This is a genomic window from Enterobacter sp. SES19 (assembly GCF_011765665.1).
Taxonomy (GTDB): Bacteria; Pseudomonadota; Gammaproteobacteria; order Enterobacterales; family Enterobacteriaceae; genus Enterobacter; species Enterobacter pseudoroggenkampii.
Window position 1 is genome coordinate 4,651,487 of the sequence record NZ_CP050320.1, and the last position, 20,402, is coordinate 4,671,888.

General features: G+C 54.9%; 21 protein-coding genes. 8 read left to right on the top strand and 13 right to left on the bottom strand.

Annotated elements, in window-relative coordinates; translation table 11 throughout:
- Nucleotides 1-230: 230 nt before the first annotated feature.
- From GXP72_RS22240 to fpr, 4 genes are all read left to right on the top strand, one after another.
- Nucleotides 231-1,076: an MIP/aquaporin family protein gene (locus GXP72_RS22240; protein ID WP_014885705.1), complete on the top strand. Its 846-nt coding sequence runs from the start codon at nt 231-233 to the stop codon at nt 1,074-1,076.
- Between the two features lie 21 nt (nt 1,077-1,097).
- The gene (gene glpK / locus GXP72_RS22245) at nt 1,098-2,606 is read left to right on the top strand and encodes a glycerol kinase GlpK (protein ID WP_014885706.1); all 1,509 of its coding nucleotides are present in this window, start codon (nt 1,098-1,100) and stop codon (nt 2,604-2,606) included.
- Nucleotides 2,607-2,694: 88 nt separating this feature from the next.
- Complete coding sequence (gene glpX, locus GXP72_RS22250) at nt 2,695-3,705, top strand: class II fructose-bisphosphatase (protein WP_032662725.1); 1,011 nt, start codon at nt 2,695-2,697, stop codon at nt 3,703-3,705.
- A 96-nt stretch (nt 3,706-3,801) separates the two neighbouring features.
- Complete coding sequence (gene fpr, locus GXP72_RS22255; RefSeq protein ID WP_024909194.1) at nt 3,802-4,548, top strand: ferredoxin--NADP(+) reductase; 747 nt, start codon at nt 3,802-3,804, stop codon at nt 4,546-4,548.
- Here the strand turns inward: fpr and GXP72_RS22260 are convergent, their stop codons facing one another.
- On the bottom strand, nt 4,549-4,968 hold the full coding sequence (locus GXP72_RS22260) for a DUF805 domain-containing protein (protein ID WP_023333860.1): 420 nt from the start codon (nt 4,966-4,968) through the stop codon (nt 4,549-4,551). It lies immediately after the preceding gene.
- Between the two features lie 112 nt (nt 4,969-5,080).
- Here GXP72_RS22260 and GXP72_RS22265 point away from each other — a divergent pair, with 112 nt between their 5' ends.
- Both GXP72_RS22265 and tpiA read left to right on the top strand, forming a co-directional pair.
- Nucleotides 5,081-5,677: a DUF1454 family protein gene (locus GXP72_RS22265; protein ID WP_024909195.1), complete on the top strand. Its 597-nt coding sequence runs from the start codon at nt 5,081-5,083 to the stop codon at nt 5,675-5,677.
- A 111-nt stretch (nt 5,678-5,788) separates the two neighbouring features.
- The gene (gene tpiA, locus GXP72_RS22270) at nt 5,789-6,556 is read left to right on the top strand and encodes a triose-phosphate isomerase (RefSeq protein ID WP_014172206.1); all 768 of its coding nucleotides are present in this window, start codon (nt 5,789-5,791) and stop codon (nt 6,554-6,556) included.
- A gap of 48 nt (nt 6,557-6,604) precedes the next feature.
- Here the strand turns inward: tpiA and GXP72_RS22275 are convergent, their stop codons facing one another.
- From GXP72_RS22275 to cpxP, 6 genes are all read right to left on the bottom strand, one after another.
- The gene (locus GXP72_RS22275) at nt 6,605-7,909 is read right to left on the bottom strand and encodes an SLC13 family permease (protein WP_208763354.1); all 1,305 of its coding nucleotides are present in this window, start codon (nt 7,907-7,909) and stop codon (nt 6,605-6,607) included.
- Between the two features lie 73 nt (nt 7,910-7,982).
- The gene (locus GXP72_RS22280) at nt 7,983-8,726 is read right to left on the bottom strand and encodes a CDP-diacylglycerol diphosphatase (protein WP_061716291.1); all 744 of its coding nucleotides are present in this window, start codon (nt 8,724-8,726) and stop codon (nt 7,983-7,985) included.
- Between the two features lie 108 nt (nt 8,727-8,834).
- Nucleotides 8,835-9,824, bottom strand: coding sequence for a sulfate ABC transporter substrate-binding protein (locus GXP72_RS22285; protein ID WP_208763355.1), 990 nt, complete (start codon nt 9,822-9,824; stop codon nt 8,835-8,837).
- A gap of 210 nt (nt 9,825-10,034) precedes the next feature.
- On the bottom strand, nt 10,035-10,997 hold the full coding sequence (pfkA, locus tag GXP72_RS22290; RefSeq protein WP_023309696.1) for a 6-phosphofructokinase: 963 nt from the start codon (nt 10,995-10,997) through the stop codon (nt 10,035-10,037).
- 174 nt (nt 10,998-11,171) lie between these two features.
- Complete coding sequence (fieF, locus tag GXP72_RS22295; protein ID WP_024909199.1) at nt 11,172-12,065, bottom strand: CDF family cation-efflux transporter FieF; 894 nt, start codon at nt 12,063-12,065, stop codon at nt 11,172-11,174.
- A gap of 153 nt (nt 12,066-12,218) precedes the next feature.
- Nucleotides 12,219-12,725, bottom strand: coding sequence for a cell-envelope stress modulator CpxP (gene cpxP, locus GXP72_RS22300; RefSeq protein ID WP_024909200.1), 507 nt, complete (start codon nt 12,723-12,725; stop codon nt 12,219-12,221).
- A 150-nt stretch (nt 12,726-12,875) separates the two neighbouring features.
- On the opposite strand from cpxP, the gene cpxR reads away from it, so the two are divergent.
- Together cpxR and cpxA are read left to right on the top strand one after the other, a co-directional pair.
- Entirely contained in the window at nt 12,876-13,574 is a 699-nt protein-coding gene (gene cpxR / locus GXP72_RS22305; RefSeq protein WP_006179159.1) for an envelope stress response regulator transcription factor CpxR, read from the top strand.
- Nucleotides 13,571-14,944: an envelope stress sensor histidine kinase CpxA gene (gene cpxA / locus GXP72_RS22310; protein WP_023309731.1), complete on the top strand. Its 1,374-nt coding sequence runs from the start codon at nt 13,571-13,573 to the stop codon at nt 14,942-14,944. The genes cpxR and cpxA overlap by 4 nt, the downstream gene beginning before the upstream one ends.
- A 36-nt stretch (nt 14,945-14,980) precedes the next feature.
- Here cpxA and GXP72_RS22315 read toward each other — a convergent pair whose 3' ends face one another.
- From GXP72_RS22315 to GXP72_RS22340, 6 genes are all read right to left on the bottom strand, one after another.
- On the bottom strand, nt 14,981-16,231 hold the full coding sequence (locus GXP72_RS22315) for an MFS transporter (RefSeq protein WP_208763936.1): 1,251 nt from the start codon (nt 16,229-16,231) through the stop codon (nt 14,981-14,983).
- Nucleotides 16,232-16,362: 131 nt separating this feature from the next.
- Entirely contained in the window at nt 16,363-17,316 is a 954-nt protein-coding gene (locus tag GXP72_RS22320; RefSeq protein ID WP_208763356.1) for a TIM barrel protein, read from the bottom strand.
- 8 nt (nt 17,317-17,324) lie between these two features.
- Complete coding sequence (locus GXP72_RS22325; protein WP_208763357.1) at nt 17,325-18,029, bottom strand: UTRA domain-containing protein; 705 nt, start codon at nt 18,027-18,029, stop codon at nt 17,325-17,327.
- 188 nt (nt 18,030-18,217) lie between these two features.
- A complete protein-coding gene (gene yiiM / locus GXP72_RS22330) occupies nt 18,218-18,892 on the bottom strand; it encodes a 6-hydroxyaminopurine reductase (RefSeq protein WP_208763937.1) in 675 nt (224 codons plus the stop codon).
- A gap of 71 nt (nt 18,893-18,963) precedes the next feature.
- Nucleotides 18,964-19,584 carry a superoxide dismutase [Mn] gene (gene sodA / locus GXP72_RS22335; RefSeq protein ID WP_003861999.1) on the bottom strand — a complete coding sequence of 207 codons (621 nt, stop codon included), beginning with the start codon at nt 19,582-19,584 and terminating at the stop codon, nt 18,964-18,966.
- Between the two features lie 203 nt (nt 19,585-19,787).
- Entirely contained in the window at nt 19,788-20,336 is a 549-nt protein-coding gene (locus GXP72_RS22340) for an XRE family transcriptional regulator (RefSeq protein ID WP_208763358.1), read from the bottom strand.
- Nucleotides 20,337-20,402 lie beyond the last annotated feature (66 nt).

Here is a 20,402-nt window from a genome sequence, read left to right on the forward strand (position 1 = left end):
TTCGTTAATGAAATGATTCAGCTCACATTCCTGTACCGATCCTGTACTGCTGTAAAAATGTGCTTTATGGCGCGAAAACGCTCATTTTATTGACACAGACCACACATTTTGATTTCGATATTTCTCGTTTTTGCTCGTTAACGATAAATTAACACTATGTCTACAGGGCATCGTGGCTGTCACGGGCGGCCATGCTAACAATAAACATCAATTTCTTCAGGATTCCGATTATGAGTCAGACATCAACCTTAAAAGGCCAGTGCATTGCCGAGTTCCTTGGTACCGGGTTGTTGATATTCTTCGGAGTGGGCTGTGTCGCTGCACTGAAAGTGGCGGGTGCCAGTTTTGGTCAGTGGGAAATCAGTATCATCTGGGGTCTGGGCGTGGCGATGGCCATCTACCTGACCGCAGGGGTGTCTGGTGCACATCTTAACCCGGCGGTGACAATCGCACTGTGGCTGTTCGCGTGCTTCGACGGACGCAAAGTTGTTCCTTTCATTCTTTCTCAGTTTGCCGGCGCGTTTTGCGCAGCGGCGTTAGTTTACGGGCTTTATTACAATCTTTTCATCGACTTCGAACAGACGCATCATATGGTACGCGGCAGCGTCGAAAGTCTGGATCTGGCAGGCATCTTCTCAACCTACCCAAACCCGCATATCAATTTTGTGCAGGCGTTCGCAGTTGAAATGGTGATTACCGCTATTCTGATGGGCGTTATCCTGGCGCTGACCGACGACGGAAACGGCATTCCGCGCGGCCCGCTGGCCCCCCTGCTGATTGGCCTGCTGATTGCTGTGATTGGCGCCTCCATGGGCCCGCTGACCGGCTTCGCGATGAACCCGGCACGTGATATCGGACCAAAAGCGTTCGCCTTCATCGCAGGCTGGGGCGACGTCGCCTTCACCGGAGGCAAAGACATTCCTTACTTCCTGGTACCGCTGTTTGCGCCGGTTGTCGGGGCTGCGCTGGGTGCGTTCAGCTACCGCAAATTAATTGGTCGCCATTTACCGTGCGACACCTGTGTGGAAGAGGAGAAGGAAACGACTTCTACCGCACAACAAAAAGCTTCGCTGTAATCTGACTACGGGACACATACCATGACCGAAAAAAAATATATCGTTGCGCTCGACCAGGGCACTACCAGCTCCCGCGCTGTCGTAATGGATCATGACGCGAACATCGTCAGCGTGTCACAGCGCGAATTTGAGCAAATTTATCCTCGTCCAGGCTGGGTAGAACACGACCCGATGGAGATCTGGGCGTCACAAAGCTCCACGCTGGTCGAAGTGCTGGCGAAAGCCGATATCAGTTCCGACGAGATTGCCGCGATTGGTATCACTAACCAGCGTGAAACGACGATTGTCTGGGAACGTGAAACCGGTAAGCCTATTTACAACGCCATCGTCTGGCAGTGCCGCCGTACCTCTGAGATCTGCGAACAGCTTAAGCGCGACGGCATGGAAGAGTACGTGCGCAGCGCCACCGGCCTGGTGGTTGACCCGTATTTCTCCGGCACCAAAGTGAAATGGATCCTCGACCATGTGGAAGGTTCACGCGAGCGTGCTAAACGCGGCGAGCTGCTGTTCGGTACCGTTGACACCTGGCTTATTTGGAAGATGACCCAGGGACGCGTTCACGTCACCGACTACACCAACGCCTCGCGCACCATGCTGTTCAACATCAACACCCTGGAGTGGGATGACAAGATGCTGGACGCGCTGGATATCCCACGCGCGATGCTGCCTGAAGTGCGCAAGTCTTCAGAAGTGTACGGTCAGACCAACATCGGCGGTAAAGGCGGCACCCGTATTCCTATCGCCGGTATCGCCGGTGACCAGCAGGCGGCGCTGTTCGGCCAGCTGTGCGTAAAAGAAGGGATGGCGAAGAACACCTACGGCACCGGCTGCTTTATGCTGATGAACACCGGCGAGAAAGCGGTGAAATCAGAAAACGGTCTGCTGACTACCATCGCCTGCGGCCCGCGCGGCGAAGTGAACTATGCGCTGGAAGGTGCGGTGTTCATGGCCGGCGCGTCTATCCAGTGGCTGCGCGACGAGATGAAGCTGATCAGCGATGCGTTCGATTCCGAGTACTTCGCGACCAAAGTGAAAGACACCAACGGCGTGTACGTGGTACCTGCGTTCACCGGTCTGGGCGCACCGTACTGGGATCCGTATGCACGCGGCGCGATTTTCGGCCTGACGCGCGGTGTGAACTCTAACCACATTATTCGCGCCACCCTGGAATCCATCGCCTACCAGACGCGCGACGTGCTGGAAGCGATGCAGGCTGACTCTGGCATTCGTCTGCACGCCCTGCGCGTGGACGGCGGTGCGGTCGCGAATAACTTCCTGATGCAGTTCCAGTCCGACATTCTGGGCACCCGCGTTGAGCGTCCTGAAGTGCGTGAAGTGACGGCGCTGGGCGCGGCGTATCTTGCCGGTCTGGCGGTAGGCTTCTGGCAGAACCTGGACGAGCTGCAGGAAAAAGCGGTGATCGAACGCGAATTCCGCCCGGGCATTGAAACCACCGAGCGTAACTTCCGCTACAGCGGCTGGAAGAAAGCGGTGAAACGCGCCCTGGCGTGGGAAGAGCACGACGAGTAAGCCCCCCAAAGGGGAGAGGGGACTTAAAACCCCCCTCCCCACTCTGTGATAAACTTCGTGCAATTCCTTTTGATTGCACGAGTACCTCATGAAACGTGAACTTGCTATCGAGTTTTCCCGCGTCACCGAAGCGGCCGCCCTTGCAGGCTATAAATGGCTGGGTCGTGGCGACAAAAATACCGCAGACGGCGCAGCCGTCCATGCCATGCGCATTGTCCTTAACCAGGTCAACATCGACGGCACCATCGTGATCGGCGAAGGCGAGATCGACGAAGCGCCAATGCTCTATATTGGTGAAAAAGTCGGTACCGGCAAAGGCGATGCCGTGGATATCGCCGTCGACCCGATCGAAGGTACCCGCATGACGGCGATGGGTCAGGCCAATGCCCTGGCGGTGCTGGCCGTGGGCGATAAGGGCTGCTTCCTTAACGCGCCGGATATGTACATGGAAAAGCTGATTGTCGGGCCTGGCGCAAAGGGCGCAATCGACCTCAGCCTGCCGCTGGAAGAGAACCTGCACAACATCGCCAAAGCCCTGGGCAAACCCCTTAGCGAACTGACCGTGACGATTCTGGCCAAACCGCGTCACGACGCCACCATCGCGCAGATGCAAAAGCTCGGCGTGCGCGTGTTTGCTATTCCTGACGGTGACGTTGCCGCCTCAATCCTGACCTGCATGCCGGACAGCGAAGTAGACGTGCTGTACGGCATCGGCGGCGCGCCGGAAGGTGTCGTCTCTGCGGCAGTGATTCGCGCGTTGGATGGTGACATGCAGGCCCGTCTGCTCCCCCGCCATGAGGTGAAAGGCGACAGCGAAGAGAACCGCCGTATCGGAGAAAACGAGCTGGCGCGCTGCGAAGCGATGGGCATCGAGGCCAATAAAGTGCTGGCTCTGGACGAGATGGCCCGTAGCGACAACGTTGTCTTCTCCGCGACCGGCATCACCAAAGGCGATCTGCTGGACGGTATCACCCGCAAGGGCAATATGGCGACCACCGAAACGCTGCTGATCCGCGGTAAATCGCGCACCATTCGCCGCATCCAGTCTATCCACTATCTCGACCGCAAAGACCCGGACGTACAGACGCACATTCTGTAAAACCGTTTGATCGATAGAGCTTTCCGGCCCTGACGGGCTGGAAATTGTCACCACAAGTACGGAAGATAGAACAGAGAAACAGCACAGGAGAAGATCATGGCGGACTGGGTAACAGGTAAAGTCACGAAAATAGAGTTCTGGACCGATGCGCTATTTAGTCTCACCGTCCATGCTCCCGTCCACCCGTTTAAAGCCGGGCAATTCGCCAAGCTGGGGCTGGATGTCGACGGCGAGCGCGTGCAGCGCGCCTACTCTTACGTTAACGCGCCTGATAACCCGGATCTCGAGTTCTATCTGGTCACCGTTCCGGACGGTAAGCTCAGCCCGCGTCTTGCCGCCCTCAAGCCCGGCGACGACGTGCAAATTGTGAGTGAAGCGGCAGGCTTCTTTGTGCTCGAAGAGATCCCTGATTGTGACACGCTCTGGATGCTGGCAACCGGCACGGCCATCGGCCCTTATCTCTCTATTTTGCAGTACGGCAAAGATCTGGAGCGCTTTAAAAACATCGTGCTGGTGCACGCTGCACGCTACGCTGCAGACCTGAGCTACCTGCCGCAGATGCGGGCGCTGGAACAGCAGTACGGCGGAAAGTTAAAGATTCAGACGGTGGTCAGCCGCGAAACCGTAGCAGGAGCGCTTACCGGTCGCGTGCCGGCGTTAATTGAGAGTGGAGCCCTGGAGGACGCGGTGGGTTTGCCGCTGAACGCTGAAACCAGCCACGTCATGCTGTGTGGCAATCCGCAGATGGTTCGCGACACGCAGCAGCTTCTGAAGGATACCCGGCAGATGACGAAACATCTTCGCCGCCGACCGGGCCATATGACCGCCGAACACTACTGGTGATCAGCGGTACTTCACCTCAACGGTATCTTTACCGTATTTGTTTTCGCTCTGGGTGCCAATAAACGCGCCCAGATCGACAATCATCATCACGAAGATGACCGACGGCAGCAGCCTGCCCACAACCCACGGCAGGATGGACGGCAGCATCGCCCAGTTTCCCGCCACCAGCATCCACGCCAGAATAATCAGAAATGCCCACGCGCCGGAACGTCCGCGATCGTGCAGCCGTTTCACGACGACAGCCGCCGTTGGCCATAGCAGACAGACCAGCGCGAAGGCCGCCGTTTGCGTGCTTAGCCATGCGTTATAGGCAACGAAAAACAGAAGCAGCATGGCGACAATCCACGTCACCATCCAGATCCAGAAATCACGGCGTCCAATACGCCCTTTGAACGAAAACAGCCACTGCTGTATGGTCATGTAAGGTTCCTTATTATCGTATAGCGCGCATTTTACCCTGGAGTTGTGACCTTTTGACAAGCCGACCAGATATCGTTTTAATCATGAGCACTTACGGCCAGGGGCAATGTTGATGAAAAGTTCGGCACGTTCTCTCTTCCTGTGTTTAGCGCTGCTCAGCGTGGGTTATCCCCTGCACGCCGCCGAAACCACTGCCCCGACCACAGCTCCGTATCTGCTGGCGGGCGCGCCGTCATTCGATCAGTCCATCAGCGAGTTTCGTGAAACCTTCAATCAGGCCAACCCTACGCTGCCGCTGGATGAGTTTCGTGCCATCGATGGCCCCCGCGACACGCCTACCCTGACCCGTGCGGCAAGCAAGATTAACGAGAATTTGTATGCCTCCACGGCGCTGGAGCGCGGGACGTTAAAAATCAAAAGCATGCAAATCACCTGGCTGCCAATACAGGGGCCAGAGCAGAAAGCCGCTAAGGCGAAAGCGCTGGAGTACATGAGCGCGGTATTGCAGGCCTTTACTCCGGCACTGACGAAAAAACAAAGTCAGCAAAAGCTGCAAAAACTCCTTACCGCCGGGAAAAACAAGCGTTACTACGCCGATACCGAAGGCGCGATCCGCTATGTTGTAGCGGACAACGGCGAAAAAGGACTGACCTTCGCTGTTGAACCGATTAAGCTGGCACTATCTGACACTCTCGACGGGGCGAATTAATGACAAAAAGCAAAGCCTTTCGAGGGAAAATCTCTATACTGATTCACAGACCATGCTGCCCGACAGGGTGGCCATATTCCTTAATTCGCTTATTGAGCGTGGAGAATTGAAATGCGACATCCTTTAGTGATGGGTAACTGGAAACTGAACGGCAGCCGCCACATGGTAAACGAACTGGTTGCGAACCTGCGTAAAGAGCTGGCTGGCGTGACGGGCTGCGCGGTTGCTATCGCTCCGCCGGATATGTACCTGGATCTGGCTAAACACGCCGCTGACGGCAGCCACATCATTCTGGGCGCGCAGAACGTTGACGTTAACCTGTCTGGCGCGTTCACCGGTGAAACCTCCGCTGAAATGCTGAAAGATATCGGCGCGAAATACATCATCATCGGCCACTCCGAGCGTCGCACCTATCACAAAGAATCTGATGAGTTCATCGCGAAGAAATTCGCCGTGCTGAAAGAGCAGGGTCTGATCCCGGTTCTGTGCATCGGTGAAACCGAAGCAGAAAACGAAGCGGGCAAAACCGAAGAAGTGTGCGCACGTCAGATCGACGCTGTGCTGAAAACCCAGGGCGCGGCAGCGTTCGAAGGCGCGGTTATCGCTTACGAGCCAGTCTGGGCGATCGGTACCGGCAAATCAGCAACCCCTGCGCAGGCTCAGGCGGTTCACAAATTCATCCGTGACCACATTGCGAAAGCTGACGCCAAAGTCGCTGAGCAAGTGATCATCCAGTACGGCGGTTCCGTAAACGCCTCCAACGCTGCTGAGCTGTTCACCCAGCCAGACATCGATGGCGCGCTGGTTGGCGGTGCATCCCTGAAAGCGGACGCTTTCGCGGTGATCGTTAAAGCGGCAGAAGCGGCTAAACAGGCGTAATTGCCTTTGTGGCGGGTGGCGCTTGCGCTTACCCGCCCTACAAAAACGCTACAACTTACCTAACACGCTAAACCACAGATAATCCAGCGGCAACAGCACCAGATAAGTTGCCACCGCCAGCGCCAGACAAAGCACCATCCCCGCCCTTGCAGGCACCTTCCCGAGCCCCATCGCCACCACAATCGGCGACGCCTGATACGGCAGCAGCGGCGTAGAATAGCCCAGCACCTGAATCATGATCACCGACAGCAGCGGGAAGCCGGTCGCGTCCGAGAAGCTCTGCGCCAGGGTGGTGTAAAGCGCCGGCACGCCGTTGGCGGTCATAATGAAGTTGAGTGCGGTGGTAATACCGGTCAGCGCCAGGAAACTGGTGAACGGTCGGTCTGCATTCAGCGGCATAATGCGGAGCAACGCCTCGCCCACCGCCGTTCCGATGCCGGTTTGGGTCACGACGATCGCCAGCCCCAAAATACCGGCAACGTAGATACAGGTGCGCATATTCACCCCCGCAGAAAACTCCTCCCCGGTGATAAAACCTATACGCGGCAGCATAACGATGATCGACGCCGCCAGCCCCGTCCACGCGGGTCCCACGCCGTGCCAGCTCTCCGTCACCCACATCCCCAGCACCACCGCCAGCAGCCAGGCGAGACGCTTTTCGTCCCGCCCCATAGGCTCAGAGGGCGCCTGTTCCTTCGGCGGTTTCGGGCTACCGGGAAATAGCCAGCAGATCAGGCCAATCAGAATCAGGCCTTTGAGAATGCCCAGCACCGGCGTGTGCAGCAGCAGATACGGGACATAGTTCAGATGGATGCCGTACGAGCCTTCCGCCGCACCGCTCATCACCAGATTAGGGACGTTAGCGGGCAGAATCGTCGCCGAAAGCTGGAAAGTCCCGAACCCTACCGCCAGCGCCAGACCAAACCAGGCGCGGGAGCCGTCGGCGATACCGGCGCGTTTTGCCATCGCCGCGACAATCGGCATCAGCAGCGCAATACGTCCCATGTTCGACGGCATCACAAACGCCAGCGCATAGCTCAGCAGCACCACGCTCGCTACCATTAATACCCAGGAGTCGGTGAGCTTTGACGACAGCGCCCGGGCGGCCCTGTCCGCCAGTCCGGTTTTACGGATCGCCACGCCGAGCACAAAGCCGCTGAATACCAGCCAGAAAGCCGACGAGGCAAAACCGCCGAAGATGACCTCCGGCGGGGCGATTCTGGCGGTCATCGCCGCCGTGAAGAACAGCAGCGCGGTGATGAATTCCGGCAATAACGACGTCGCCCACAGAACGATGGTGACGCCAACAATCAGTGAGGGTAGCAGCAGAGGATACGTTAACCAGAGCGACATACCTGTCTCCTGTAGAATTTTTCAGCAAGTCTACGGTGACAGGCAGCCCGAGTAAACGCGATTTATGGTGGGGTTACTTCAGGATAGCGCATTGATGATCCTGCAATTCCTCTGCCGACGCGCGGTTGAGCATCAACAGATTGCGCTCGGTCGCCAGCAACACAAACGAGCCATCCGACTGCTGCGCCATCGCCAGGGCAAAGCGCCCCATATGGTCGCGCGCTTCCGGCAGCTCTTCAGCCAGCATTATGAACGGGCTGCGCTGCACCAGTTCATTTTCCGTCACCCGGCGAGCAAGATACTCATGTCCTTCCAGCCCTCCGGGAAGAGGCAGCCACTGGGTGCTGATTTCTCCCTGTGCCGCGTTGAGCTTCTCGCGCACGTCCGGGCGCAGGCAGGAGATATGAATATGGAAATGGTTCTGCGTGCGCCCTGTCGGCGAGTTAATCGTCAGCGAAATGGCGCTGTCAGGCACCTCGGAGCCGCGCTTCAGAGTCATAAAGCTGCGCGACTGCCAGGCCAGCCAGAAAAAGTTCGGAGTATGAGATTCGGTCAAAAGCGGGCTTTCGGTGCCGTTGATGCGGTAGGTTGGCATCAGCAGGTACTGCAGCGGCCCGTTGCGATCTTTAAACACCACGTAGCCTGCGTCCGTTTTCACCTGCGCACACGGTGCCGGGTTACGGTTCTGGATCTGATTCGGCACACACTGGTCGAGAACGATATGTCGCAACGCATTCGGATTACCCACCTTCATCCAGTACCAGCCGCCTGCGGCAAGGGCGATGACAATGAGGATCAATAAGATAATTTTTTTCACAACGCGTTCCCTGTTTTCAATAGAGGCAAAAGAGTAACGCAAAATGATGACCAAATAAAAAACCCGGCGGATTTCTCACGCCGGGTCACCGTGTCATGGGCTAAGGGGTTAGCGCTGGCTGATCTGGTCGAAGGTGCCGCCGTTAGAGAAGTGCTCTTTCTGCGCTTTGGTCCAGCCACCGAACTCGTCATCAATGGTGAAGAGTTTCAGTTTAGGGAATACGCTTTCGTATTTCTTCGCAACGGCCGGATCGCGTGGACGATAGAAGTTTTTCGCCACAATTTCCTGGCCTTCTGGCGAGTACAGATACTTCAGGTAGGCTTCCGCCACCGCTTTGGTATCTTTCTTCTCAACCACTTTATCGACCACGGAGACGGTCGGTTCAGCCAGAATTGATTCGCTTGGGGTCACGATCTCGAATTTGTCTTTACCCAGTTCGTTAGTGGCCAGCAGGGCTTCGTTTTCCCATGCGATCAGCACGTCGCCAATCCCGCGCTCGACGAAGGTGTTGGTGGCGCCACGCGCGCCGGAGTCCAGCACCTCAACGTTTTTATACAGCGCTTTCACGAATTCCTGCGCTTTGGCCTGGTCGCCATTGTTGTGGTGCAGCGCGTAGCCCCATGCGCCCAGGTAGTTCCAGCGAGCGCCGCCAGAGCTTTTCGGGTTAGGCGTGATGACTGACACGCCCGGCTTAATCAGGTCATTCCAGTCATGGATCTGTTTCGGGTTGCCTTTACGTACCAGGAAAACGATGGTCGAGGTGTATGGCGCGGAGTTATCCGGCAGGCGTTTGATCCAGTTTTTGTCGATACGGCCACGCTCGGCGATCGCGTCAACATCGTAGGCCAGCGCCAGGGTCACCACGTCGGCTTCAATCCCGTTGATAACGGAGGTCGCCTGCTTGCCAGAACCACCGTGAGACTGGCGAACCACGACGTTGTCGCCGGTTTCCTGTTTCCAGTGTGCTGCAAACGCTTTGTTGTATTGCTCGTACAGCTCACGCGTCGGGTCGTATGACACGTTCAGTAACTGGATGTCCTTAGCCAGAACGCTGGTCGATGCCAGCAATAATGTTAAACCCACGCCCCATTTATTCATCGCCCAGCTCTCTTGTGTAGTGTTTTGATGAATGCAGCGTGCCAGAAAGCGATTCGAGGATTAAAGAATAAAAAAAGATTGGCTATAACGTAGTGGAATAAAAAAGCGTGCACACATAAAAAAGCCGGGTGGCGGCTTCGCCTTACCCGGCCTACGAACCGTACTTTTGTAGGCCCGGTAAGCGCAGCGCCACCGGGCAAAAAACGCCGATCAGTACAGTTTTTTCGCGCAGTCCAGCCAGTCACCTTTGAACGGACGCTTCATGTTTTCAATCGCGTCGATGATGTCATGGTGAACCAGTTTTTCGTTCTGAATACCGACGCAGCGGCCGCCGTGACCCTGCAGCAGCAGATCGATAGCGTACGCGCCCATACGGGACGCCAGAATACGGTCGTAAGGGCCTGGAGAACCACCACGCTGGATGTGACCCAGTACGGTCGCGCGGGTTTCGCGTTTGGTTTCGGCTTCGATGTACTTCGCCAGCTCGTCAACGTCACAGATGTGCTCGGTGATAGCCACGATCGCGTGTTTTTTACCCTTCGCGATGCCCGCTTTGATTTCAGCCACCAGATCTTCACGGCTAAATTCGACTTCTGGCACGACGATAAATTCGCAACCGCCCGCAATGGCTGCCGCCAGCGTCAGGTCGCCGCAGTAACGGCCCATCACTTCAACGATAGAGATACGCTGGTGAGAAGACGAGGTGTCACGCAGACGGTCAATCGCTTCAACAACGGTACCCAGCGCGGTAAAGAAGCCGATAGTGTAGTCAGTACCTTTGATGTCGTTGTCGATGGTGCCCGGCAGACCGATGCACGGGAAACCCATTTCGGTCAGACGTTTTGCACCCATGTAGGAGCCGTCACCACCGATAACCACCAGGGCGTCCAGGCCGCGTTTCTTCATGTTTTCGATAGCCACTTCACGAACGTGTTCATCACGGAATTCCGGGAAGCGCGCAGAACCGAGGAAAGTACCGCCACGGTTGATCATGTCAGACACGCTGTAACGGTCGAGCTGAACCATACGATCTTCATACAGGCCCAGATAACCGTCATAAACGCCAAAAACTTCCAGGCCTTCCGTCAGCGCTGCACGGACAACACCACGAATTGCCGCGTTCATGCCCGGCGCATCACCGCCGCTTGTCAACACACCGATTTTCTTAATCATGACTACCTCTGAACTTAGGAATGCAAAATTGAAATCTGTTGCCGGAAGAAACTTATCGACCAACGAATACTGCAAATAGTATATCAATCCCTTCCAGCTGAATTGATTCAGGTCAGACCAAATGGCGGTAATTTATACACAAAATGCTGGCCTGGCTCACTTTTTTACAACGAATTACGAAAGCCCAACATGACCGGGTACAACCGAGCAGGGATCCTGGTGAATGATGACGTCTGAACCAGGAAAACGCTGCAAAATCGCCTGCTCGACCTGCTCAGCTATCACGTGAGCCTGAACCAGTGGCAGGTTGTCTTCCATTTCAATGTGAATCTGAATAAAGCGGGTCGGCCCTGACTGCCGCGTTCGAAGATCGTGTGCACCGCTGACGCCGGGCCAGGAGGTCACGATAGAAAAAATTTCATTTCGTTCTGAGTCCGGGAGGGCGCGGTCAAGCAGTGATTGCACCGCTTCATACCCCATCCGCAGGGCGCTATATAAAATATAGATACCAATCCCTAACGCAAACAACGCATCGGCCCGATGCCAGCCATACCAGGCCAGACCGAGCGCAATAAGAATAGCCCCATTCATCATAACATCAGATTGATAATGAAGCATATCTGCCCGTACAGCCTGACTTTGCGTTTTGCGCACAACCCAGCGCTGGAACGTTACCAGAACAAGTGTGCATATAAGCGCGACAATCGTCACAACGACGCCGACGCCGGGATCGTTCATCGGTGTTGGCGAGACGAGATGCTGAATGCCGGTGAGAAACAAGAACAGCGCAGAACCGGATATAAACATGCTTTGCGCCAGCGCGGCCAGCGACTCCGCTTTACCGTGCCCAAAGGTGTGCTCTTCATCCGCTGGCTGCAGCGAGTAACGCACCACCAGCAGGTTGGTCAGCGAGGCGGCAATATCCACCAGCGAGTCCACCAGCGCCGCCAGAATACTGACCGAACCGGTATACCACCACGCGAAAACTTTGATGACCAGCAAGCACGACGCCATTACCGTCGCGGCCATGGCGGCCCGGTTTACCAGTCTTCCATAGGATTGATTCATAAACGCTCCTGTCATGTCATGCCGCTAGTATAACGGAAGCATGTGGAGTCGAAGGATGAATAAACGGTTAACAAATCAGAATGCGGGGCAAAAAAAAACCCCACATCATGTGGGGGAAGACAGGGATGGTGTCTATGGCAAGGAAAACAGGGTTTACTGGTTACTACGGGTACTGCTATTGCTACTGAAAAACGTCGTTTCTGAGCTTCGCTGCATCCGTGCAACCTCACGCAGCTGGTCCATTCGCTGCTGATGTCTGGTGTTCAAAACCGCTTGCTGCTCGGGCGTTAGCAGGTGGAACATCTGGTTGCGGACCTTCGCCATTTCGACCTGGCGGGCAACCTGTTCCTGAGCCATTTTTTCGGCCTGAGCGCGTACAGCGCTTTCGTCAAAATTTTCTGCGGTGACAAGGCGATGCATTGTCTCCATTTCGCTAACATTAACAGGGGGCTGGTCGTGTCTCGCCCTCTGCATCAGATCTCGCATCTGTTGACGCTGATGTTCGGTTAAACTTATGCCGTCAAACATATGGCTTTGGCTGCTGTTCTGCGTTGCGCCCTCTTGTAAGGGACTGTTATCGCTGATGATAGCTTCAGCAGCCTGGCTAAACGCACTGAACGCCAGCGTTGAGGCCATGACGGCAGCGGTAACTTTGCGCATCACTTGCTCCCAAAATCTTTCGTGTCGCGATTCAACGAGAGACAGTCTACGATTCAGGCTGCAAACATGCGTCAGGGGGTGTAAAACAACGTAAAGTCATGGATTAGACAGCCTTGATGTCGTAATTTCTGCCTCGGAGGTATTTAAACAATGAATAAAATCCTGTTAGTTGATGATGACCGAGAGCTCACATCCCTTTTAAAGGAGTTGCTCGACATGGAAGGTTTCAACGTCCTGGTTGCCCATGATGGCGAGCAGGCGCTGAGTCTCCTTGACGACAGCATCGATTTACTTTTGCTCGACGTGATGATGCCGAAGAAAAACGGCATTGATACGTTGAAAGAGCTTCGCCAGACACACCAGACTCCCGTTATCATGCTGACCGCACGCGGCAGCGAACTCGATCGCGTACTCGGCCTTGAGCTGGGCGCGGATGACTATTTACCGAAGCCGTTTAACGACCGCGAACTGGTCGCCCGTATTCGCGCGATCCTGCGTCGTTCCCACTGGAGCGAGCAGCAGCAGAATACCGACAACAGCTCACCTACCCTTGAAGTCGACTCCCTGAGCCTGAACCCGGGCCGTCAGGAAGCGAGCTTTGATGGCCAGACGCTGGAACTCACCGGCACGGAGTTCACCCTGCTGTATCTGCTGGCGCAGCACCTCGGCCAGGTGGTTTCGCGTGAACATTTAAGTCAGGAAGTGCTGGGCAAACGTCTGACCCCGTTTGACCGCGCCATCGACATGCACATCTCTAACCTGCGCCGTAAGCTGCCGGAGCGTAAAGACGGTCACCCATGGTTTAAAACCCTGCGTGGTCGCGGTTATCTGATGGTTTCCGCTTCATGATAGGAAGCTTAACCGCCCGCATCTTCGCCATCTTCTGGCTGACGCTGGCACTGGTTTTAATGCTCGTACTGATGTTGCCAAAACTCGACTCACGCCAGATGACGGAGCTTCTCGACAGCGAGCAACGTCAGGGCGTGATGATCGAGCAGCACGTGGAAGCCGAGCTGGCAAACGACCCGCCGAACGATTTAATGTGGTGGCGCAGATTATTTCGCGCTATCGACAAGTGGGCGCCGCCCGGACAACGCCTGCTGCTGGTGACCAGCGAAGGCCGCGTCATTGGGGCCGATCGCAATGAAATGCAGATTATCCGCAACTTCATTGGCCAGGCGGATAACGCCGATCATCCCCAGAAGAAGAAATATGGCCGCGTAGAAATGGTAGGGCCTTTCTCCGTCAGAGACGGAGAGGATAATTATCAGCTCTACCTGATCCGTCCGGCGAGCAACTCCCAGTCTGATTTTATCAACCTGCTGTTTGACCGCCCTCTCCTGCTGCTGATTGTCACCATGCTGGTCAGCTCGCCGCTGCTGTTATGGCTGGCGTGGAGCCTGGCAAAACCGGCGCGTAAGCTGAAAAATGCCGCCGATGAAGTGGCGCAGGGTAACCTGCGACAACACCCTGAGCTGGAAGCCGGACCGCAGGAATTCCTTGCCGCCGGGACCAGTTTTAACCAGATGGTGAGCGCTCTCGATCGCATGATGACCGCACAACAACGTCTGCTGTCGGATATCTCGCACGAACTGCGTACCCCGCTTACCCGCCTGCAGCTTGGCACCGCGCTGCTGCGCCGCCGCAGCGGTGAGAGCAAAGAGCTGGAGCGTATTGAAACAGAAGCTCACCGCCTGGACAGCATGATCAACGACCTGCTGGTCATGTCGCGTAATCAGCAGAAAAACGCGCTGGTCAGCGAAACGGTGAAAGCCAATCACCTGTGGCACGAGGTGCTGGACAACGCGGCGTTCGAAGCGGAACAGATGGGTAAATCCTTCACCGTCAACTTCCCACCGGGTCCATGGCCGCTGTACGGTAACCCCAACACGCTGGAAAGCGCGCTGGAGAATATCGTGCGTAACGCCCTGCGCTACTCACACACGAAGATTGAGGTGGCGTTCTCGGTGGATAAAGACGGGATCACCGTCATTGTCGACGACGACGGTCCTGGCGTCAGCCCGGAAGACCGCGAGCAGATTTTCCGTCCGTTCTATCGTACCGATGAGGCGCGCGACCGGGAATCGGGGGGTACGGGGCTGGGCCTGGCGATTGTGGAAACCGCCATGCAGCAGCACCGTGGCTGGGTGAAAGCCGATGACAGTCCGCTGGGTGGATTGCGATTGACCCTCTGGCTGCCGCTGTACAAACGTTCATGACGCCCTGTCCCCGGCGTTTGCCGGGGACAGCTGACCTTATACCTCCGCGGTGACTGCCGCGCGGTTCTGCTTTTTGATCCGTTTCACCAGCAGCGTTGAGCAGACGAATCCCATCAGGCTGAACGCGATCATCACGCTAAAAACATAGTTGTAGCCTGCGATACCGGTGTGGGTATCCAGCAGCCAGCCATAAAGCGTGTAAGCAAACATGGCGGGCATGTAACCGATGATGCAGCCAAACGCCATTGCCGAGCCGGCATACTCACGCGGGGTGCCTATCTCATCCATCGGCGCGAAGAAAATGGCGCGCTGCGAGAAAATAATCGCCCCAAAACCTAAGGTTGCCGCCATCCCGATATAGACGTTCATCGATTGGTGGGGTAGCTGCATAAAGACAATCATCGCCGCGGCGGCAATCAGGAAGGTCCACTTCAGGTAGACAGTAGGCGATTTTGCCACTTTATCCGCCAGGAAACCGCCCACCGGTCCCCCCACCATTTTCAGGGCATACTGGTTGATAATGCCGTAGGCTCCCACCAGCGCAACCGGAAGCATATAGATATCTTTGAGGAAAGGGATAAAGTATGTCAGCCCGCAGTAGGCAGCGTACACGAAGAAAATGCCAAACGCGGCCAGCCAGACGTTGGCGCAGGAGAGGATATGTTTGATCCCCTTGAGCACCTCCATGTTGGCACTCCCCTTTTCGCTGCCTTTGACCTTGTCGTCATCGACAATGAAGTAGGTGATCACCCCTGCGACCAGGGTAATCAGCGTGTAGTATAACAGCCCCGCCTGCATGCCCGCTTTGCCTTCCCCGAAGTGCACAAAGACGAACAGTGCCCCGGAGGCAACAACCACGTCCACCACGCCGCGGCCAGCCTCAAGAAAGCCAAACATACGCCCCTGTTCCTCCTGCGTTCCCAGCAGACGCACCGCTTTCAGCAATACTGGCCAGTAAACTACGTCAGCGAAAAAGGCCATCGCCGCAAAACAGAGCAGATACCCGGTAAATGACGGCAGCGTGGATAAGTAGAGGCCGCAAAATCCCACGCCGATTAAACCAAACGGCAGCAGTATTTTTTTAGAGTAACGGTCGGCAATATACAGAGAGAGGAACAGGCCCGTTGTCTGGACAATAGTATATACCGTAAAGCTTAAACCAATTTGGGTATTGGTTAATCCCCAGTCATTTTGCATAGGTACATAAAAGACATCTTTCATACTGGAAAGTTTGAATATCGTCCCGCCGCCTAAAATCAAAAAGCAGAGTCGTGCCCATTTATTCATGAACATAATTAACACCCTTAGCGTAGGTTGAGAAAACATTCTCAATCAGAAAATGAATGCAATAATCCTCAGCCAGCTCAAAATGAAATGGCCTTCATGTTGACGTTCTTTTTTAACGACCTAAATACTAGTCAGGTTGTTATAAATTTTTGACACACGTTACGTATATACTGAATTTGAGAAAGGGCGTGATGTTTTTCCTCCGCAAGACGGGCATCTACCATCGTGCTGTCGGGCAATGGGGTATAGCTCGCATTTCGCCACGGTATCCAGGGGTTATTCCCTTCATCGTCGAAACGGAACGCAGGCGCATAATATTCCACCTCTTCTTCTAAGCCAAAAGAGGTGACCTGGGGTTGCTCATCGCCTAAAAGTAGTAATCTTTTTAGCATCTCCTCCACAGGTAGATCACCGTATCCGGTACGACAGGCTTCATGCCCCCAACCTTTCCCCTCGTTAATAATCCGCGCATCTTTAATATGCACCTGGGTAATCAAGGGGGCCATAACCTCTAATGCCGCCAGCGGCTCTTCGTTAGCATTAATCATATTGCCAAAGTCGAACAGAATGGAGAGGTTTTTCATCCCGCTGTTTTTCACCAGCGTCACCAGTTCATGGCCCTGTAAATCTTCATGTTGTTCAATAGTAAAACTCAGGCCGCAATCGTCATAACGAGATAAATACGCAATATCGCTGGCAATTTTATCGAGCACGTCTTTCAGATACCCTTCATAACGCGGGTAGAAGCGCACCGAGGTCGCTCCCGTCGCCAGGGCGATACGGATCGCATCATCCAGCGTCGCTTTATCCGAAGCGCTGGTTTCAATATGAATATCCAGATGGTAGCTTTGCGCTTTTTCTTTAAACGTGCGTAACTGTTGGTCATTTAATTTTTGCAGGGATTGCGTTTCGCCGTCTTCGACATGAATTTTTACCCCCTTTAATTTCTGCTGATACGCTATATCTAACAAATCACCCGGCAATACGCGTTCATAGCGCATATTTAAATGAAACGCGTAGGCGTGCAGATAGAGAGGTATATTTCTCGCACGTTCCGCCAGCCGCACTTTATCAATATTTTTCATTTTTCTTCTCATTCATCATGAATAACGAGTTCCACTGATTCAAGGCGCCAGTATTCAAAATCGACCTGCACCACTTTTTTATCCCGTGTCGCTCGGTGTTTTTCCACCAAAATTCCGTAAGTATTCGGTGCCACACCCAGTTCTTTGCAGGCCAGCTCCGGCATATTGACCGGTTTGAAGATCATCTCTTTAATGGTTAAGGTATGACCGAATTCATCTTCCCAGACGCTGGCAAACGACTGGTTCTCCAGTTTATGGATATATCCCGGCGCGGTTTCTGCATCAATATATGACTCGTGGTAAAAAACCTTATGTTCATCGAGCCCACACCATCCTGTTACCCGATAGCAATTCTCAGACGCGGGAAACACCCTCTCAATCTGATGCGGTACGCTCTCCATGCTCTCACGGGATAAATAGCCCCAGGAGGGATTTCGCCCCTGGGCACGGGCTTCCGCATTAAAACTGGAGAGGGATTTTGGGTTATAGATAAAGCGCTTAGCAGAAATAAACCAGCCGCTGCGGTTCTTTCTAAATATCCGTGCACCCACCTCCAGCTCAATCAGCACCTGCCGTAAGGTCATGCGTTTGGCATCTAGCAGTTCGCACAACTCGCGCTCAGACGGTAGCTTCGAGCCAGCCGGTAAGTTTTGTTCACTCAGCCAGCGTTCAAAACGCTCCCTGAGCACATCCACGTAGTTTTTTTCTTTCATCCCACACCATCTGGTTTAAACCAATTTGATCATAAGATATTTGAGCCGGAAGAATTCTCAAGTGTTTTTACATGGCCAACACTTTTTTTGTGGGCCATGTATCAGGAATGAAGCAAGGAAAGGTTGAGTACGGTGTAAAAGAAGGGAGCATCCCCCGTTAGCACGGGGGAGACGAACGAAAGAGAAACCTATTTACCCCATAACCGACGGGCATTGTCTTCAATTTTGTTACTGAGCCGCCGTTTTTGCATGGTGCGCGTCCAGCTGGTCGATAGCCCCGCCGCCGACAGCAGGCGATGATACTGCTCGTCATCAAACGGCATATGCCAGGCAATGGCGCAGGCGTCGTAAACAGACACTTCACTCAGGCGTGATGCCAGCTCAAGCGGCGCATCCGCTGACACCTGCCCAGCCAGCACTACACGGTACAGCCAGCCGGTTTTACCCGCGTTTTGCATCTGAGCCGACATGTCATGAATGCCGAAATGGAAGTTGAGCTTGAAGCACGGCGAGCGTGGCTGCGTCACCTGAATCAGGGCATCGCCCCAGCGGTAAATATCACCGATAAAGACGTTTTGCTCGGTCAGCCCTTCGGTCGAGAGGTTCTCACCGAACGCGGGCGCGACAAACAGATCCGCCTGTTCGGGGAATTCGGCTTTCCAGTGCTGATAGTGCTCGCGCGGGTAGTGGCACAGTGCGCGCTCGGGCCCACCGTGGATCTTCTTTTCGGCCTGCTCGTCGCCCGCAAGCCCAAGGTCGGTTAACGTCAGCTCACCGTCGACCTGAATTTTGGCGATGGCGCTCGGGCGGCTGCCGTCGTACTCCCTTACCTTGCCTGTAAACACGTTCACCGGGTAATGCATCGCTGCCTCCATTACGCAGATACAAAAAAAGCGAGCCATCAGACTCGCTTCTCACAGGCGTCAATGCAACCTTATTTTTTAGCGGCGAAACGCGCTGCTGCTTCGTCCCAGTTCACCACGTCCCAGAAGGCTTTGATGTAGTCCGGGCGACGGTTCTGGAATTTCAGGTAGTAAGCGTGTTCCCACACGTCCAGACCCAGGATTGGGAAGCCGGATGCGCCAGAGATCGCCTCACCCATCAGCGGGGAGTCCTGGTTCGCGGTAGAAACCACCGCCAGTTTGTCACCTTTCAGAACCAGCCACGCCCAGCCGGAGCCGAAGCGGGTTGCAGCGGCTTTTTCGAATTCCGCTTTGAAGTTGTCAACAGAACCGAAGTCGCGCTCGATAGCCGCTTTCAGGTCGCCCTGCAGGGTGGTACCAGTTTTCAGGCCTTTCCAGAACAGGCTGTGGTTTGCGTGACCGCCCGCGTTGTTACGCAGCACGGTTTTCTTGTCCGCTGGCAGCTGGTCCAGCTTGGTGATCAGCTCTTCAACAGGCAGGTTAGCGAACTCTGGCAGGCTTTCCAGCGCGGCGTTCGCGTTGTTCACATAGGTCTGGTGGTGTTTAGTGTGATGGATTTCCATCGTCTGCTTGTCGAAATGCGGTTCCAGTGCGTCGTAGGCATACGGCAGGGATGGCAGTGTATAACTCATAATCCTCTCCATTATTGTCGGGCGGCACAGCTGTTAATGCCGCGTAAGCAGTTGGTTCATTATAGTTAATTAAATGATATTGAAAATGATTATCAATGCCGTAGTTTTTATAAGGTTATTCACATTCTGACAAAAGCTAAAATGGGTAATTCACTCAGGAGGTTAACGGAAGATGCTGCCGCGAAGACGACAGCATTGTCGGGTTAGTTTTGTTCCGCCACCAGCAGCGCGTAAGTGTCTGGCTCCAGGGCTTTAAAGATGTGCGGCTGGTCGGCGGGATAACAAATGTAATCCCCTGCGCCGAGCTCTTCCGCCGCGTCAAGCAGGCCAACCAGCGCCCGTCCCTGCGTGACAATGATATGCTCAACCGAGCCCGGCGGATGCGGCTGTGAAATACGGTCTGCACCCGGCTGGGTCATCAGAAGATAAACATCGCGGCGCGCGCCGGGCGGGCATGCGGCCAGTAAAATAGCCTCGTAATTAGCCTGTCCGGCGACCACTTTCGTCCCTTCACCGCGGCGGATCACCTGTGTGGTCGGCAACTGCGGCTCAAGCAGGCGGGCGAAAGGAATATCCAGCGCCACGCAAAGCGACCACAGCGTTTCCAGGCTAGGGTTACCGTTGCCGGACTCCAGCTGGGAAAGGGTGGATTTTGCGATCCCGGCACGGCGGGCAATTTCCGCCAGTGAAAGCCCGGTTCGCTGGCGTTCTCGCACCAGACTTTTGGCGATCAGGCTGATCGGCTGCGTCATATAACGGCCTCTTGTTCTATAAAACGAACGAATCGTTCGTCTTGAAAATCAGTTTCGTTGCGTTCA